Origin of the sequence: Enterococcus sulfureus ATCC 49903 (genome assembly GCF_000407605.1) — a bacterium.
In the GTDB taxonomy this organism is placed as follows: domain Bacteria; phylum Bacillota; class Bacilli; order Lactobacillales; family Enterococcaceae; genus Enterococcus_G; species Enterococcus_G sulfureus.
The window spans coordinates 477112-496219 of the sequence record NZ_ASWO01000001.1 but is presented as its reverse complement, the minus strand read 5'-3'; the positions used below and the strand labels follow the sequence as shown (position 1 = coordinate 496219).

Annotated in this window: 14 protein-coding genes and 1 other RNA gene; 13 read left to right on the top strand and 2 right to left on the bottom strand. The window is 37.6% G+C overall.

Annotated elements, in window-relative coordinates:
* The first annotated feature begins 83 nt into the window (after positions 1 to 83).
* Positions 84 to 509, top strand: coding sequence for a phosphate-starvation-inducible PsiE family protein (locus I573_RS02265; RefSeq protein WP_016184953.1), 426 nt, complete (start codon positions 84 to 86; stop codon positions 507 to 509).
* A gap of 68 nt (positions 510 to 577) precedes the next feature.
* Here I573_RS02265 and ssrS read toward each other — a convergent pair.
* Positions 578 to 772, bottom strand: a non-coding RNA gene (ssrS, locus tag I573_RS11655) — 6S RNA.
* Positions 773 to 834: 62 nt separating this feature from the next.
* Positions 835 to 2115 (bottom strand): replication-associated recombination protein A, encoded by a 1281-nt coding sequence (locus I573_RS02260; RefSeq protein ID WP_016184952.1) that lies wholly within the window; start codon positions 2113 to 2115, stop codon positions 835 to 837.
* A gap of 133 nt (positions 2116 to 2248) precedes the next feature.
* Here I573_RS02260 and I573_RS02255 point away from each other — a divergent pair, with 133 nt between their 5' ends.
* The 12 genes from I573_RS02255 to I573_RS02200 all read left to right on the top strand — a co-directional run bounded on the left by I573_RS02255 (position 2249) and on the right by I573_RS02200 (position 19101).
* On the top strand, positions 2249 to 2734 hold the full coding sequence (locus tag I573_RS02255; protein ID WP_016184951.1) for a DUF3013 family protein: 486 nt from the start codon (positions 2249 to 2251) through the stop codon (positions 2732 to 2734).
* 11 nt (positions 2735 to 2745) lie between these two features.
* Positions 2746 to 3711 carry a 50S ribosomal protein L11 methyltransferase gene (gene prmA, locus I573_RS02250; RefSeq protein WP_016184950.1) on the top strand — a complete coding sequence of 322 codons (966 nt, stop codon included), beginning with the start codon at positions 2746 to 2748 and terminating at the stop codon, positions 3709 to 3711.
* Positions 3689 to 4450, top strand: a complete 762-nt coding sequence (locus tag I573_RS02245) for a 16S rRNA (uracil(1498)-N(3))-methyltransferase (protein WP_016184949.1) — start codon at positions 3689 to 3691, stop codon at positions 4448 to 4450. Before prmA ends, I573_RS02245 begins: the two co-directional genes overlap by 23 nt.
* A gap of 100 nt (positions 4451 to 4550) precedes the next feature.
* Entirely contained in the window at positions 4551 to 6764 is a 2214-nt protein-coding gene (locus tag I573_RS02240; protein WP_016184948.1) for a RelA/SpoT family protein, read from the top strand.
* Positions 6765 to 6766: 2 nt separating this feature from the next.
* Entirely contained in the window at positions 6767 to 7210 is a 444-nt protein-coding gene (gene dtd / locus I573_RS02235; protein ID WP_016184947.1) for a D-aminoacyl-tRNA deacylase, read from the top strand.
* 129 nt (positions 7211 to 7339) lie between these two features.
* Positions 7340 to 8338 (top strand): ribose utilization transcriptional repressor RbsR, encoded by a 999-nt coding sequence (gene rbsR / locus I573_RS02230; RefSeq protein ID WP_016184946.1) that lies wholly within the window; start codon positions 7340 to 7342, stop codon positions 8336 to 8338.
* 97 nt (positions 8339 to 8435) lie between these two features.
* Positions 8436 to 9350, top strand: coding sequence for a ribokinase (rbsK, locus tag I573_RS02225; RefSeq protein ID WP_016184945.1), 915 nt, complete (start codon positions 8436 to 8438; stop codon positions 9348 to 9350).
* Entirely contained in the window at positions 9347 to 9742 is a 396-nt protein-coding gene (gene rbsD / locus I573_RS02220) for a D-ribose pyranase (RefSeq protein WP_016184944.1), read from the top strand. The genes rbsK and rbsD overlap by 4 nt, the downstream gene beginning before the upstream one ends.
* Positions 9743 to 9758: 16 nt before the next feature.
* The gene (rbsU, locus tag I573_RS02215; RefSeq protein ID WP_016184943.1) at positions 9759 to 10655 is read left to right on the top strand and encodes a ribose/proton symporter RbsU; all 897 of its coding nucleotides are present in this window, start codon (positions 9759 to 9761) and stop codon (positions 10653 to 10655) included.
* A gap of 206 nt (positions 10656 to 10861) precedes the next feature.
* Positions 10862 to 12373 (top strand): helix-turn-helix domain-containing protein, encoded by a 1512-nt coding sequence (locus I573_RS02210; RefSeq protein WP_016184942.1) that lies wholly within the window; start codon positions 10862 to 10864, stop codon positions 12371 to 12373.
* Between the two features lie 233 nt (positions 12374 to 12606).
* On the top strand, positions 12607 to 14430 hold the full coding sequence (locus tag I573_RS02205) for a bifunctional lytic transglycosylase/C40 family peptidase (RefSeq protein WP_016184941.1): 1824 nt from the start codon (positions 12607 to 12609) through the stop codon (positions 14428 to 14430).
* Between the two features lie 153 nt (positions 14431 to 14583).
* Positions 14584 to 19101, top strand: a complete 4518-nt coding sequence (locus tag I573_RS02200) for a WxL domain-containing protein (RefSeq protein ID WP_016184940.1) — start codon at positions 14584 to 14586, stop codon at positions 19099 to 19101.
* Positions 19102 to 19108: the final 7 nt, after the last annotated feature.

Here is a 19108-nt window from a genome sequence, read left to right as displayed (position 1 = left end):
TGAGCAAATAGCAAAAAAATCCATAATTGTGACTCGCGTTAAAAAATACTTTTAGTATATAATAAAAGAAAAAGGAGTTTTTTATGGATTATTTTAAAGTATTTAAAAAATATGTCAGTTTATTAGTCGATATCATGTTGGGATTTTTAGTGCTTCTCATCTTGGTTGTGATGGCAGAAGCAATCTACAATATCGTCATGCACATGATTCCATTACACTCGATGAGTAGTTTAAGTGACCTTGTTGAAGAAGTCGCCACGCTATTTATTTTGTTAGAAATTATTTTGATGCTCTTACGTTATGTAGAAGAGGGACATCATATTCCAGTACGCTATTTGATTTTAATTAGTATTACCGCGATTTTACGTGAATTATTGCTCGCACATGATAGTGGATTACAAGCGATGTTTTTAGCATTAGCGATTTTAGTACTTGTATTGGTACTTTTTATTTTAGAAAAGGTCAAAGCGTTCCACATGGCTCCGAAAAAGAAATCAGACAAAATATAAAACGCTTGGCATGTGCCAAGCGTTTTTTTATCGAACTGTTTTGCAACAGATAATTATTCAAAAAATGGGCATTCTCCGTAGATGCCGTTTTTTATCCCGGTGTATTGATCCCGCAAAGACAAGCAGGTGGGCTCCACGGTCTACCGTTTTGAACTACCAAATGATAAGGCATGTTACCAACAGAGACACCGGACGGATCCCGAGATATCAATAAAAATGTTCGGTCAATACTGATAGGGAAAATTCGTACATCACAGATTACCCACTTACATAGTATCATAATTTAGAAAAAGCGGCAACGGACATGCACAAAAAAATGTAAGCGTTATTTAGTAGAAGAAGATTTTTTTTGATGCAGTTCTTCATATCGTTTTGCTAAGGCCTGTTCATATCTTCCAGTAAATTTAGGTTCATAGTAACGTGTATGTGCTAATGGATCAGGTAAATATTGTTGTGCGACCCAACCATCTGAAAATTCATGTGGGTATTGATATGTCAGACCTCTACCCAATGCCGCAGCACCTTTATAGTGAGAATCTTTTAAATGATTTGGGATCGTTGTCGCTTTGCCATTTTTGACATCTTGTAACGCCCGGTCCAAACTTTGATAGGCAGAATTGGATTTAGGCGAAAGACATAGATCAAGAACCGCTACAGATAACGGGATTCGTGCTTCAGGAAGGCCCAGTCGTTCTGCTGCTAAGACGGCATCAAGTGTCCGACTAGCCGCAGCAGGATTCGCTAATCCAATATCTTCATAGCCGATCACTAGCAGTCTACGGCAAATGCTGATTAGATCACCAGCTTCGATCAATCGTGCGAGATAATGCAACGCCGCATCGGCATCACTTCCGCGAATCGATTTTTGAAAAGCAGAGATCACATCGTAATGTGCATCGCCGTTTTTATCATGGCTAAAGCCTTTTTGCTGTGTACATTCTTGAATGATTTCTTTGGTAATTAGAATTGTTCCGTCTTCATTTTTTGGTGTGGAACGAACAGCAAGTTCGAGTGCATTAAGCGCACTTCTCAGATCACCATTTGTTACAAAAGCCAATTCACGTTTGGCAGATTGTTCTAATATAACATCCTCATCTTTAAATCCATCTTTTGCAGTTAACGCGCGATCAAGAGCCATTTCGATCGCTTCTGGTGTTAAAGGATGGACTTCAAAAATTTGTGTTCGACTACGAATCGCAGGATTGATTGAGATATAAGGGTTTTCGGTCGTTGCACCGATTAAAATAATTCGACCATTTTCTAAATGAGGCAATAAAAAATCTTGTTTTGTTTTGTCTAGACGATGGACTTCATCCAAAAGTAAAATAACCGTACCACTCATTTTTGCTTCTTCGGCTACGATTTGAAGATCCTTTTTGGTATCTGTCGCGGCATTTAACATGCGAAAAGCAAATGAAGTCGAGCCTGCAATCGCACTGGCGATACTAGTTTTTCCAGTCCCTGGAGGCCCATATAAAATCATAGACGAGAGTAGATTTGCTTCGACCATCCGACGAATAATTTTTCCTGGACCAACGAGATGTTCCTGTCCGACAATATCCTCTAAAGTTTTAGGTCGCAGTCGATAAGCAAGTGGTTGATACATAAGCGGGCACTCCTTTTTATTAGATAGGTGCAGTATAGCATATTCTTTAATAAAAGACTGATTGTGTTTCTTTTGTAAACGCGTGTTTAATGGTAAACTAGTAAGGAGCAGAGAAAAGATTTTGGAGGATATTATGGCAAAAGAAACCATGCTAAGTTATTTAGATACACAATTAAATAAAAAATTAAGTGAGTATGATATCGCAATAGATTGGGATACAAAAAATCATACGATCGAAGTGATGTTTCGCTTGTTTGCGGAAAATAAAACGCAGCTTAGTTTAGATGATGCACAAGGTGTAACTTCTGAAGAAGAAGTCATCGAATTTGAAGATGGGATCATCTTTTATGATCAAACAAAAAGTAAACTTGACGCCGAAGATTTTTTAGCAACGATTGCATTTGAAGGAAAAAAAGGCGTTTCAAAAGCTACGATCCATGCATTAGTACGCTATTTACCAGAGATTTTAACAACTGGACAAGATGATTTGATGGACTTTTTGATTTCAGAAGAAATCGAAGTATTCGAATTGAGCTTTGACCAAGAAATTTTTGACCGTTATGTAGATGAAGAATCGGAACAAGCAAAATCAACCTTTTTGCCGTATCCAAGTTATTAAGGAGAACCAAAATGAAGTGGAATGAAGTAAAAGTACATACAGCTAGTGAAGCAATCGAAGCGATCTCAAATATTTTTATGGAAGCTGGAGCAAGTGGTGTCGCTATTGAAGATGCATTAGATGTCGAAAATTTTGAATCAGATGCGTTCGGTGAGTTATTAGATAAAGACTCCTTTGTTCATGTCAAAGAAGGGGCCGACGTAATGGCGTATTTTCCTGAAACGACCTTTTTACCAGAAATCTTACCGGAAATTAAAATGCAAATTGCGCGTTTACCAGAATTTGGTTTAGAGATCGGAACCAATGAATTGACCGTAAGCGAAGTCGCAGAAGAAAATTGGGCAACTGCTTGGAAAAAATATTACCATCCTGTACGGGTAACACGTTACTTAACAATTGTACCAAGTTGGGAAACGTACACACCGACTCCGGAAGAAAAAGTGATTACATTAGATCCCGGTATGGCATTTGGAACAGGGACTCATCCTACAACAAACTTAACCTTGCAAGCACTAGAAGTTACGCTTCGTGGAGGGGAAACTGTATTAGATGTAGGGACAGGTTCAGGCGTGTTAAGTATTGCGAGCAAATATTTTGGGGCTAAACATGTCTATGCGTATGACCTTGACGATGTTGCAGTTGCAGCTGCAAAAGAAAATATGGATATGAATCCAGTTGCTAAAGATGTCCATGTTGCAGCGAATGACCTTTTACATGGGGTCGATATTCAAGCAGATGTGATTGTGGCCAATATTTTAGCAGATATTATCATCTTATTGACTCAAGATGCAGCCCGATTATTAAAGTCAGATGGTCGATTGATTATCTCTGGGATCATTACGGAGAAAAAAGCGATGGTACTTGAAAATATGGCTCAACATGGTTTTGAAGTCGAACAAATATTTACTCAAAAAGATTGGCATGCGATTATCTTAAAGAAAGCTGAGGAAGAAGATGCAACGCTACTTTCTGAATAAAGTGTATGAAAAGCAAGAAACGATCGAAGTTTCTGGTGATGTATACCACCATATGATTCGAGTAATGCGAATGACAGAAGAAGATCAAGTCTACCTTGCTTTTTTAAATCAAGTTATTGTCGCAAAAATTCAAAAAGTGGGTCCGGAAACTGTCGAGTTGATTCAAATGGGAACAGAAGAACAACAAAAAGAGTTACCTGTACGAGTAACGATTGCCAGTGGCTACCCAAAAGGTGATAAACTAGATTTGATCTTTCAAAAAGCAACAGAGCTAGGTGCGTTTGGTCTGGAAGCTTTTCCAGCGGCAGCTTCAGTAGTAAAATGGGATCATAAAAAACGACAGAAAAAACAAGAACGATTGCAAAAAATCGCACTTGAAGCAGCAGAACAGTCCCATCGTAGTTACTGTCCTACAGTCCGATTGTATGAGCAGCAACAAGAGCTGATCGCGACGTTTTCGCAGTATACCCATGTGTTAGTTGCTTATGAAGAATCTGCTAAGCAAAACGAAAAAGGGAAATTCGTTCAAACGTTAACCAAGTTAAAACAAGAGGACTCTTTACTACTATTGTTTGGGCCAGAAGGTGGATTCTCGCCTAAAGAGATCGCTTCATTTGAAGCAGCGGGTGCACAGTGCTGTGGTTTAGGACCGCGTATTTTACGCGCGGAAACTGCCCCATTTTATGCGTTAAGTGCAATCAGTTACCAAACAGAGCTAATGGCATCTTTAAATGTATAATTGAAAAAATATGAAAATATTTGTATAATGATGACACTTATTTTCAGTAAAAAGATGAGAATGAAACAACAGTCCCTTTGTGGGAAAGAAAGGGTAAATTATGGCAAAAGAAATTATTTTGACCGGCCCCGGAGTAATAAATATTGTTTCAAGATATATGAGTGAACCGCATGTTGCTTTTGTTCAAAAAGCGTTAGAGTTTGCGACGAAAGCCCATGCCGATCAATTTCGTAAATCTGGTGAGCCGTATATTATTCACCCGATTCAAGTTGCCGGTATTTTAGCAGAGTTACAAATGGATCCCCACACAGTTGCAACAGGATTTTTACACGATGTAGTTGAAGATACGGATATCACTTTAGCAGATTTAACGAAAGAATTTGGTGCCGATGTCGCCATGTTAGTGGATGGTGTGACGAAGCTTGGGAAAATCAAGTATAAATCACATGAAGAACAATTAGCTGAAAATCATCGTAAAATGCTGATCGCGATGGCGCAAGATTTACGTGTCATCATGGTCAAATTGGCAGACCGTCTACATAATATGCGCACGTTAAAACATTTACGTGAAGATAAACAACGACGAATTGCGCAAGAAACTTTGGAAATCTATGCTCCTCTAGCGCATCGTTTAGGGATCAGTCGAATCAAATGGGAATTAGAAGATACTTCGTTACGCTATATCAATCCACAACAATACTACCGAATCGTTCATTTAATGAAAACAAAACGTACAGAGCGGGAAGCGTACGTGGAAGAAACAGTAGAAGAACTACGAGTGGCAACAGAGGAATTAGATATTTATGCGGAAATCTATGGTCGTCCAAAGCATTTGTATTCGATCTATCGTAAAATGGTCGATAAGAAAAAACAATTCGATGAAATCTATGATCTACTGGCGATTCGTGTACTAGTAGATTCGATCAAAGATTGTTATGCGGTGTTGGGTACGATTCATACAAAATGGAAACCAATGCCAGGGCGCTTTAAAGATTATATTGCTGTACCAAAAGCCAATATGTATCAATCGCTTCACACAACCGTGATTGGACCTCAAGGAAATCCAGTTGAGATCCAAATTCGAACACATGAAATGCATGAAATCGCTGAATTTGGGGTAGCTGCACACTGGGCTTATAAAGAAGGTAAAACGGATAAAGTCCAAGGAGATAACTTAACACCGGCTGTAGGCTGGTTCAAAGAAATCTTGGAGTTACAAGATGAAAGCTTTGATGCTTCTGATTTTATGGAAGGGGTCAAAGGCGATATCTTTAGTGATAAGGTATATGTCTTTACACCTAATGGAGATGTGTCAGAATTACCTCAAGGATCGGGACCGCTTGATTTTGCGTACAACATCCATACCGATATTGGAAATAAAACAGTCGGTGCCAAGGTCAACGGTAAAATGGTACAACTGGATTATAAGTTGAAAAATGGTGATATCGTCGAAATTATGACCTCTCCAAATTCATTTGGACCAAGTCGTGATTGGATCAAATTGGTCCGCACAAGTAAAGCGAAAAATAAAATCAAGCGTTTCTTTAAAACACAAGATCGTGATGAGAATATTGCAAAAGGGCACGATATGTTGGTCAAAACCTTGAATGATATGGGCTTTGTCCCTAAAGAATGCTTGACCAAAGCGAAGTTACAAGAGGCCTTGCAAAAGTTTAACTACCAAAGCGATGATGATCTGTTTGCTGCAGTAGGATTTGGTGAAGTTAGTCCGACCACTTTAGCTAACCGGTTAACAGAAGAAGAACGTAAAGAACGAGAAATCGAAAAACAAAAACAACAAGTGCAAGATTTACTCACACAACCTGTCAAAAAAGAACCGGAGAAAATGAAAGTTCGCCATGAAGGTGGAATTGTAATTCAAGGTGTGGACAATCTATTAGTACGGATCAGTCGTTGTTGTAATCCAGTTCCAGGCGATCCAATCGTAGGATACATCACGAAAGGTCGCGGCATTTCGATTCACCGTGCAGACTGTCCAAATGTGCTACATGCTGAAGACTTGGCAGATCGTACGATCGAAGTTGAGTGGGAAGATACAGATAATGCGAATAAAGAATACGATGCAGATATCGAAATCTACGGGTATGACCGTGCCGGATTGCTTAATGATATTTTACAAACGGTAAGTTCGATGTCCAAACGTCTTGTTGGTGTGGAAGCAAAGAGCAATAAAGAAAAAACGGCAACAATCAAAATTACGGTAAGTATTCAAAACTTATCTCATCTACGCTCAATTGTAGAAAAAATTAAACAAGTACCTGACGTGTATAGCGTACGTCGATTGCGAGGATAACGATGAGAGCAGTTGTTCAACGCGTAAAACATGCACGTGTCACAATCAAAGACACAATCAGTGGACAAATCGAACAAGGATTTATGATCTTACTTGGAGTCCATGAAGAGGATACGCTAGAAGATGCGCAGTATCTGGCAAAAAAAATTGCGCAATTACGTGTATTTGAAGATGAAGATGGAAAAATGAATTTGAGTATTCAAGACATCTCTGGAGCAATTTTGAGTATTTCACAGTTTACTCTATATGCTCAAACAAAAAAAGGCAATCGACCAAGTTTTATTAAAGCAGCACGACCTGAAATCGCAAAACCTTTATATGAACAATTCAATACATTGTTGATCGAACAAGGGATCACAGTTGAAACTGGCGAATTTGGGGCGGATATGGCAGTGGAATTACTTAACGATGGTCCGGTTACGATTGTCTATGATACGAAAGAATAACTAAAACAGCAATATGCAAATATTGCTGTTTTTTTATACATAAAATTCGTCACGTTCTTTATGAAAGGGCTTTTACTTTTTTGAAATCATGGTAAAATTAAGTATAGAGATGTGGTGGAGGTGTAGGCAATGAAAAAGAAAAAAGTTACGATCAAAGAAGTAGCAAAACTTTCAGAAGTATCGATTGCTACAGTATCCCAAATTTTAAATGGTCATGAAGAAAAATTTCATAAAAATACAGTCGCAAAGGTACTAGCCGCTAAACAAAAATTAAATTATGAACCTGATTATTTTGCGAGAAGAATGGTTATGAAGAAAAGTAAGACGATTGGTGTATTGGTTCCAGATGTGACCAATCCTTTTTTTAATACATTGATTCGTGGTATTGAGCGCGAATTATATAAAGCAGGATTTATGACTCTTTTATGTAATGCAGATTTAGAAGAAGAAAAGGAACGCACGTATTTAAATGAATTGACCAGACGTGGTGTCGACGGTTTTATTATTGCTAATTCTGCTATATCTGATCAAGAAATCAATGAACATTTAAGGAAAAAAGAAAAGCCATTTATCATTATCGATCAAAAAAAAGAAGAAGGATTTAGTGATGCAGTTGTCACTGACGATTTTGTAGGTGGTCAATTAGCAGGAATGCACTTATACGAATTAGGACATCAAGAAATCGCAATTGTTATCCCTCAAAATGCCCCTAGCAATATCCAACAACGCTTATTCGGTCTATATTCTATTTTTGAATCTAATCATATCAAGGTTATACATGCACCTTTAACAAAAGCGGGTGGAGAAGAAGCGGTGTTGAGCATTTTAACAAGTAAAGCGACGGCTATTTTTGCAGCAAACGATGAACTTGCATTTGGAATATATGCTGGCTTAGCTGCATGTGGAAAGAAAATTCCGGAAGATTATAGTGTGATCGGGTATGATAATGTTGAAATGTGTACCTATGTGACCCCACAATTAACGACCATAGCGCAACCGATCACTAAAATCGGGCAATTATCTGCACAGTTGTTGATCAAGCGAATCGATGAACCAACTAAAAAATGGGAAGAGATTTTATTGCCTGTTGAACTAATTAAAAGAACTTCTACAGCACCCTTGAAATAGCTTTCAAGGTGTGCTATATTTTTGGTGTGGAATTAAAACGTTTTAATTTTCGAAAAATCACGAGAAATATTATTCTAACGAAAGAAGTTGACTAAAAATGAATCCGATTACAGTTGTTGGTAGTATTAATTTAGATACAAATCTTCGTGTAGCGTATATGCCAAAACCAGGAGAGACAATCCATACAAAAGAGATGTATACTGCAGGTGGCGGAAAAGGTGCAAATCAAGCAGTCTCAGCGAAACGTTCAGGAGCAAGTACGCATTTTATTGGTGCGATTGGTGATGATGCAGCAGGTCAAGTGATGTTAGATTTATTAAAACAAGAAGAAATCGATGTGTCAGGAATCAAAGAATTAGAAAACAAACGGACCGGTCAAGCATTTATAACAGTTGATGAAGCTGGAGAAAATAGTATAATGATTCATAGTGGTGCCAATAATGCTTTTTCTAAACAAGATATCCAAAAAAATCAGCAATTGATTACGGACAGTCAATGTGTGATTGCGCAATTTGAAAGTCCTATAGACAGTACGTTGGAAGCTTTTTTAATTGCTCGAAAATCTGATGTATGTACTATCTTGAATCCCGCACCTGCATTACAAGCGCCAGAAGAGTTATTGCGTGCAACTGATATCATCGTACCTAATGAGACAGAAACACAAATTTTAACAACTATTACGATTACTGATGAGCAAAGTATGAAGCAAGCAGCGGATTATTTTCATCATTTGGGTGTAAAAATCGTGATCATCACACTAGGAAGTAAGGGCGCGTTTTATTCGACAGGTAAAGAAACTGGGATCGTGGATGCCTTTAAAGTGAAAGCGGTTGATACAACTGCAGCAGGAGATACATTTATAGGTGCTTTTGCTAGTCAATTGCGTCCAGACTTAAGTAACTTTGTAGAGGCGATTCGGTATGGAAATTTGGCTTCGTCGATTGCGGTCCAACGTTTTGGTGCTCAACCTTCGATTCCATTTAAAGAAGAAATCGAGGAGGCAAACAAATGAAAAAAACTAAAGTGATCAACTCGGATCTATCAAGAGTGATTAGCCAAATGGGACACTTTGATTGTTTAGCCATTGGAGATGCCGGAATGCCTGTACCTATGCAAACAGAAAAAATCGATCTTGCACTGACGAATGGGACACCTAGTTTTATTGAAGTTGTTGAAAATGTATTGACGGAATTAGAAGTACAACGAGTTTTTTTGGCAGAAGAGATAAAACAAGAAAATCCACAAGTATTACATGAGTTACACCTTTTGTTACCAGAAGTTGAATTTGTTTTTATTGCGCATGAACAAATGAAAGAGCGCTTAAACACTGTACCAGCATTTGTTCGAACAGGAGAAATGACACCTTATGCAAATATTTTGCTAGAAAGTGGCGTCGTATTTTAGAGGAGGAAGTTTTTAAATGAATACACTAGCACTACTGATCGGTTTGGGTCCATTATTAGGATGGGGGTTATATCCAACGATCGCATCTAAAATTGGTGGGCGTCCAGTTAACCAAATTTTAGGTTCTACAATTGGAACATTGATTTTTGCCATCGTTTTTGCCTTGATCAAAGGAACAAGTTTCCCAACTGGAATGAATTTGGTCTTTTCTATCTTATCTGGTGTGGGTTGGGCAGCTGCACAAATTATTACGTTCCGCTCATTTGAATTGGTTGGGTCCTCTCGTGCGATGCCGGTCACAACTGCATTTCAATTATTAGGTGCATCTTTATGGGGCGTATTTGCTCTTGGAGAATGGCCGACGACATCTGCTCGTATCATTGGAGCACTTGCTTTAGTAGTGATCATTTTAGGTGCGTATCTAACCGTTTGGTCTGAGAAAAAAACGCATGCGGATAGTCATGCATTGAAAAAAGCTGTATTGTTATTATTGATCGGTGAAATTGGGTACTGGGCATACTCTGCAGCACCACAAGCAACGGATATCAATCGTATGGATGCCTTTTTACCACAAGCGATTGGTATGTTATTAGTAGCTGTACTTTACACTTTGTTTTTATCAATCAAAGACAAACAAAAATCTGCCTTTATGGAGAGCGTTTCGTATAAACAAAGTATTTCAGGATTTTTCTTTGCTTTTGCAGCATTGACGTATTTGATTTCCGCGCAACCAGATATGAATGGTTTAGCTACAGGTTTTATCTTGTCGCAAACTTCAGTCGTATTAGCTACTTTGACAGGGATTTGGTTTTTAGGTCAACGAAAAACAAAAAAAGAAATGATCGTCACTATTATTGGATTGGTTTTAATTATTGGAGCAGCCGCTGTTACGGTTATCCTACAAAATAATTAAGAGAAAATGTACATTATCTAAAATGATAATGTACATTTTTTTGAATATTAAGATAACACCAATAATCTTACAAATAAATTGAAGTTGTTCTAAAATTTAGCTATAATATAAATATATAAAGGGAGTTTTTTAATTTAAAATTACTTGACAAAAAAGAAATGTTGTATTGTTGTATTTGTTTTACCCAAGTTAGGAAGCGATTGAAAATGAAAAATGAATTATTTGACTTATATGATCCGGATATCAAAAAAATTATTATTATTTTGGATTGTTTGGAAGAAATGCCTGATGAAATCGATGTCAAGTTGCTTTCAGAGCGTACTAACTTATCAAAAATAACTGTAATGAATTATTTGAATCAAATTTCGAATTATATTGAAATGACAAATAGTACGAAACTCGAACTGAAATTTGTAAATAAAAATAAATTTATTTGGCAAGTACATGATATTTATCAATATCTTCATTTGCGTAACTTTATTGTTCAAAATTGTTCGATCATCCAATTAAGCGTGCGTTTGTTATTAGGCAATCAAGTAAATAAAGAAGAATTTTTAGACGAATTTTATTTATCTGAGTCCACTTTTAAACGAAGATTTCGCCAATTAAAATTAATTTTTAAACCCTACAATTTGACGATCAAATCAAACAATGGAGATTTATGCTTACATGGAGAAGAAGCTGTGATTCGGCGTGTGGCTAGAGATCAGTTGATCGATCTATTCGTTGCCTGTCCATGGCCATTTGACGAGTTTGAAGAATCTTTGATGGAAGAACACCTGCTGCGTGCATTACGGATTGATGAAGTTGAAAGAATGGATCAAGATTACTTTATCAATGCGGATATGTTAAAAATCATGAAGTATGATCTGGCGATACAATGGATCCGGATTCAAAACGGCTATTGTATTTCATTGAATGAAGGCATTATCAAAAATATTGATTTTTTCTATGGACTAGTCGAGCAAAATATTTTGACGGTTCCTGAAGAATTTGAAGACTGTACTGAAAAAATTTATTTTATGTGTTCTTTACTGGCAAAAGATATTTTTTATTTATTGCCAATAAGTGAAACCGTACAAGAAGAATTACAATCTTTACAACCTCCGATCTACCGTTTCATTTCGTTTGCAATAGAAGAATTCGAAAAAAATGTCTTGCCGATCACCTCTGAACAAAAACAAGATGTTTTTCCGATAATTTTAAGTATTCATTTGTCTAATTTGATCTATCCAAATTGGAAAGGGTCGTCACATTATCAAATCTTAGATGCAAGAGTACCCTCAATGAATCAAGCACTCACCACGTATTTGAAAAAGTTAGAACACTATGATTCAAGTATGATCGTCCGTCCAATTACGATGCTAAAACAAGCCTATGAACAAATTATTGGATATATCACAGATTATTCTATAAATAGTGAAACGATCTTTGTAGCGGTAAGAGGAACAAATAGTATCTTAGAAATGAAAATTGCAGAGCGGATCATCGAGAAAACATTTAGCTTTTTCTATAATATTGAATTTGATACTAAAAATCCTGATTTGATTATTCATATGAATCAACATGCGCGCTATTTATTTGAAGATAAACAAAAACAAGTATTAAATTGTTTTATTTCTTCTTCGTTTGTTGTAGAAGATATGAATTTGATCCGACGAGCATTGTCCCAACATCTAGAAATGAAAGTTAAAATTGACGCGATTGAGTCCCTATAAAAAAGACCAAACATTTATCTAAACTTAGAAAATGTTTGGTCTTTTTCTTTGAGTTACTTCACGTATACTAAAGATTAGAGGAGTATCAAAAAATTCGTTTGTTATATAATCAAAAAATTGCGGAGCTTTTTTATTCAACGTGCTATACTTAATATAAATTGTATAAAAATAAAGATAAACTATAGCGAATATCTACATAATCATGCTTTTTTTAGGGAGAAAGGAGCTTTATTTTGAAAGAAAATCATTTTAAAAAATTTAAATCAACAGATACGCCGAAATACAGCCATGCCAATAAAATTTTCTACGCTACAGTAGCTGCATTGAGTGGAACATTGGGGACTGGGATTTCAGCTTATGCCAATGAAGAAAAAACTGAAACGACACTATCTAAAGGAAAAGAATCAGATACGTCTGACGTTTTAGCAACTCAAGATGTAGCGACTATTCCAGTTGGCAGTGAAACCGCGACAGCAGAAGTCACACAAGTCGTGAGCGAAGTAACCTCGATTACAGGTTCAACAGCACAAAGTGAACATTCACAATCAAGCTTAAGTGAATCACTGACATCAGTCAGCTCGACACAAGAATCACAAAGTCAAACACTTTCACAAAGTATGAGTCATACGACATCGACCTCTGAGAGTACTTCGCAAACTAGTCAAAGTACGAGCCAAACTTCAGAACAATTGAGTACGTCTACAAGTGTGATGCAGTCGACATCGTTTAGTGAATCCACTTCACTCTCAACAAGCACTTCAATGTCACATTCGACAAGCCTGTCACATTCAACGAGCATGAGCCATTCGACGTCACATTCAACAAGTGCTTCAACTAGTATGTCACATTCTTCTTCAATGAAGAAGAGTCAGTCGATGAGTTTATCACAGGCACATGCGATGTCAGTAAGTACATCGACGTCACTTTCATTGAGTGAGAAAACACCACCTCGTCCAATCGTTGTAAAACCAATTGAACAAGCGCGTCCAACAACACCTAGTTATACGTATACTACACCAACTGTGACTACTGGAAATACGTATACATCTTCTTCAATTGTAGATTCGACATTTAATTTGGACCACGTTTTAAACAATATGACACAAAAACAATTTAAATTATCAGATAGTGTCTTACAATGGAAAGATTTGGTGACAAAAGTAGCCAAAGAACAAGGCATGGAACAATATGTACCACTTATTTTAGCCATTATTCAAGTAGAGTCAAATGGTACGGGAACGAAAGATATCATGCAAAGTAGTGAATCAGCAGGTCATGGGATGAACTACTTCCAAACTGAAGAAGCTTCTGTTCAGCAAGGTGTCAAACATTTACGTAATGTCGTGGAAAAAGCAGCAAGCTATAATAAAGGATACGAAAAAAATATTAAATTGATCGCGCAAGCATATAACTATGGGCCAGGATTTATCGACTATGTCCATACACATGGCGGGTATTATAACTTAAGCGTAGCTCAAAAATACTCTAAAGATGTTGTGGCACCTAGTTTAGGAAATACCACAGGCAAGACGTATAAATATTCTAATTTCTTTTCACAAGCTGCAAACAATGAATTTTTATATTGGAATGGTGGAAATTATTACTATGGAAATATTGTCAGCTCATTTGTTTATCAAGAATTTTCGCCTATTTTAATGGCACTTGATGAATTCCAAGGACAAGAATATGTGTTTGGTGGTAAGAATCCAGCAATGGGATTCGATTGTAGTGGGATCGTTTCATGGGGATTAGCTAAACTGGACATCTCTTTACCTTCTTATACGGTAAGTCAATGGCAAATGACAACACCAGTTAAATTAGAAGATGCTCGTCCGGGAGATTTAATCTTCTTTAAAGGAACTTATGGCGATGCTGATTTTATTTCACACGTTGAATTTTATGTTGATGAAAATACAATGTTTGGAAGTAACGGTAATGGCGTTGGTTATCATAATTTTAAAGATAGTTATTGGCAACAGCATTTTGCTGGTGTACGCCGAGTAACAGAGCTGAGTCAAGTATTCGATGCGAAAGAACATTTAAATCTAAATCGTTGATCATAAAACACTTGAAATCTTATTTCAGATTTCAGGTGTTTTTTTTGTTCATTTTTTTCCAGATTTCAGTTAAAAATTGAACTTTTCGTTAAATTACAAGTGATATGATGAATTCAGAAAGTAAGGGAACGATTTGGGGAGGAGTAATCTATCATGAAAAAACGTAACATGATCTTGGTACTGATAGGGATATTTGTGGGATGTTTTACCATGCTATGTAGTCAAGTAAGTGGAACCGAACTGACGCAAGCAAAAGGAACTATGCCTCAGATTGTCAAGACGACACCTTCTCGTTCTCGAGCAAGCACAAGTGACTTATCGATTTCAACGATTATTGCAGATGCGGATAAAACCAAAACTATTTTAATTCCGAGTCCTACAGGTGAAGCATATAAGGAATATGAAAATACAGAAGCAGGTGTCAAACAAGCATTATTAGAATTGTATCAAAAGGCAGATCAGGCAGACTACGTTCTTTATTTTGGAACGAATATGACATTCTCAGCGAATACACTGGCAAAAACGAATCCAGATACTCCTGATGTGAATACAATAACATTTTATGCTCTACGGAATAAAATCAATAGTCTGACATTTACTGCGCAGTCAGATGATCCAATCAATCTGAATCAATCCGCTCCAACTGGGGCAAAGATCATCACATTTCCAACAAATGCTTATTTTGGGAGTCATGTTCAATTTCGAAACATGACTTATCGAGGCACAACATTTTATTTAAATGGATATCACTATACGTCAAATGGTGGAGCTTATGGAAATGGATTGACAATTTATGGTGGAACAGATAGTGGCGATGTTACAGGAAATCCGACATTGACGATCAATACGACTGGAAGTGGAACTTGGAATTATTACGGTGGAAATTATAACGGCGGGACACTTACAGGAAATTCGATGATTGTAGTCAATCAAACAAGTGGAAATATTGCTGGGATCTACGGTGGAGCTCGTGTCGGAACAGTCGATGGAAATGTAACGACTAAAATTTCTAATTTGAATGGAACTTTAGGGACTTATTACGGTGGGGGATACGGAACGAATGCATCTAATCCGGCAAACGTTACAGGAAAAGTCACAAGTGAATTTAATATTGAAGATAAGACAACCGGATTTCGTTTAACCGATTATGTAGGGGGTGTGAATTACGGAAATATTCAAAAGGGGATCTCGAATACGCTTGTAGGATATGGACGATGGACGACAAATTCTCGTCGTTTTACTGGTGGCTCCAATTATGGAGATATTGGAACTCCTGGAAATCAAGTAGCGATTCAAACGAATCTAGACACCAGTCAATATAGCGCGGGACAAGCAGAATTTGAAGGGGCCAATCGCTATCAAGGAACGATTTATGGGGAGATTAACAATACATTATTAGCAGGTGGCTATCAGGCTGGAAGCTTAGGTGATGTCAATGGCGGTGGCGGAAATGATATCGCCGTATTGTCGCAAAGCTCCATGGGGGCAAGTAATGAAACAAACTATGACGCAAGCACACCTGAACAGCGTGCCGCACTTGCTAAAAATGCAGCAAGTTTTAAAGTATTTGGCAATATTTCAACTAAAATCCTTGGTGGATCAGTTAGCAATAGTGCACTCCGTGGAGATTCTTATTATACAACAGCAGCAGGTCGAGGAGGCTATGTTGAAGGAGATACTAGTATTGAAATTGGTGTAGCGAATAGTGACAATAAACCCGGTGGTGCCGGAATGGTGTACCGGGGAAATTATCCGACATATGCTTTAGATTATTCTACTTCTAATAAGACTAGAGGATATTATACAAACTGGGATATCGTTGGTGGCGGGGGTGACCCGGTCCGCAATGGACGCTGGGATATGTATATCAAAGGAAACACGAAATTAGTCATCAATAATGCCGTAGCACGTTGGACTTATGGTGGATCATTTACAGGAGTGATCGAAGGCAATTCTTCTCATACGTTAAACAGTGGCTTGATCGATACGATGGAAGGTACTGGTTATAATGGTGCGCGGGTTTATGGAAATGGCAGTTCGACGGTCAACAATGGACAAGTTGACTGGTTTTTAACTGGCGGAGGCTGGGATGATTCTAAAATTGTCGGAAATGCTAAGGTGACGGTAAATGATGGAACAATCAATGCGTCGATGGGGGCCACTTATGGAGTCGCAAGTTCTCATACTGTCACAGGAAATGGAGAAATGTTCGTGTATGGTGGCGATTTCTCAGGTACGCCACGTACAGGAAATAATGGGTTCTCAGGTGGCGTCACAAATAATGGCTCACTTTTAGGCGATACAAGTTTAACTATTGATTTACGCCACTATGAAAAAGAATTTAAATTGCCGACAGGAACCTACATTACGGGTGGGCGGCCATTTAATGTCAATACGAATCTAGGTTCGACAGATAAAAATACCATCACATTGAATATCTTTACCAAACCTGGAGTCGATTCATTAAATGGTGCGACGATCTATGGCGATGGAGGTGGAAATTCAGGTGCGAATACCAAAAGCGGTTCGATAAAAATGAATATCCAGGCGACAGGTTCTAGTATCGGAACGCTGTATGCGACACAATATTCAAATATAGTAAATGGTAGAATCTTGCGTAGCGTAGAGGCGAATATTCAAGGAGCAAGTAAGATCAATGGGTTATCTGGTGGAAATGCTAGTGATGATTTCACCAATACGATCGTGGCCAATTCTAGTAATCAAGTGACTTATAATTTTGGCAACAATATCGACAATACGGACAACTACCAAACTGATCCGATTAATATTACCGGAATAGGAATCGTTAATTTCAATGAATTAAATATCACAAATGGAATTAAGTTATTTGCAAATGGAGGGAATATTGCAAACGGTAGAGGTGCTAGTGCAGCAAATCATAGTACGACTTATAATAATTTTGGTTCGGTTTCGTTAAGCAAAAATGCTGGATTAGGTATCGCAAATGCGAGTAATCTATTTTCTTTAGGTAAATTGACTGTAAAAGATGAAGGAACTATCGAATCTCCTCAAGGGACAGGAAAAATCAATCTTTCTGATTTTGAAACACCTAATATGGACACGGATCGATTGACATGGATCAAAAATACGACTGATACGACGTCCCTACTGGATATTACGGGAACTTATTTTGGAAAATTAAAAGGGTATCAAGTATTGACGATCAATCCAACCAAAGAAAATGCATCAAAAGTTGGACCACGTAATTTTAAAGGAATCGAAAAAGCTAGTGGGAAAACATATATTGGAGACAATGATATCACTGGAACTGCGAATGGATATGGGGTTGCGATTCCAGGTTCCATTATTGACTATCAGGTGATTAACCCAGGAATCGCTGAAGGAATAGGTTCGATTTTTCATGATGTCACACAAGTAAAAGAAAATAATGAGCCTTTGACACTACAAGCATGGGGGACAGAGAAAGCCGAAACTAGAGTGCAAAAAGGTCGGTTAGTCATTCCATATACAAATGCGATCTTACCTAAGTTAACTTTTGAACCTGAAGGACCAAATACTGGTTCATGGGTGTATGAAGGAAAGATTACTTCTTCAAAAGTAAATGATTCTGCTACAAAAATTGAAGAACAACCTGGTTCTCAACCAGTTGATTGGACTTCGCCAAGTGGAGAATACAGTTATCAAGTCAACGTTACGTATTCCAATAAAGTAGAACTTAATGCGCGCCATGTTATCGTCACACAAACGCAAGCGAAACAATTGACGAGTATCGAGCAAGTCGATGCATTGATGAATGCCAAAGGACGACCATTTTTTAAAACAAGTTTAACAAACGAACAGCTAGCCGATATCCAAGCGACAACATTCTCAGAAAATGAACTGTCAAAAAAATATGCCATCACATATGAAGCTGGGACTAGCGGAGAGAATACGTTATCTCAGACTAAAAATTTAGTCGTTGTACCAGATAGCAGTGTTATTTCAACTGATCAACAAGTCGCGCTTTATACACAAGATATTCAAATTCCTAGACTACAAGCAAATGCGTTGAAAAATCAAAGCGATTTAGATCAATTGACAAGAGCGACAGTAATTTTCGCTGAAACCAAGCCAGATACGATAGCGCAATTAGATCCAGCGACGTTTTCAGCGATCCAACAAACTACAGCAGAGCAATTACCAAATACAGTGAATGCTGTCTATTACTATCAAAGCAACGATATAACGATCAAAAAAGAGACACAAGTATATATCTATGGCGTTTTAGAATTGCTTGAAACGCCCGCAAATATTGATTTTGGAACACAAAAAGTCACAACGAAAACAATGACATATTGGGCGAATTTATCCGATAATTTAGTGGTTCGAGATACTAGAGGGAAGCAGCGATCTCCATGGCAATTGATGGTGACACAAACGCAACCTTTGACGAATAAAACCAATGATAAAGATCAACTCGAAAGTGTCTTATTTTACCAAGATCAAACATCAATCTTCGAGATCAATCAAGGGGCGATCCCGATTTTTGGAATAGAAAATCCAGAAGATAAAACATACGAGATCAATACCGATTGGTCAGCGCAAAATAAAAAAGGGCTACAACTTACTGTTCCAGTGGAGCAACAAAAGAAAGGCTCGTATGAAGGTACTTTAGTTTGGTCACTTGTAGACGCACCAGGAAATGATTAGGAGGATT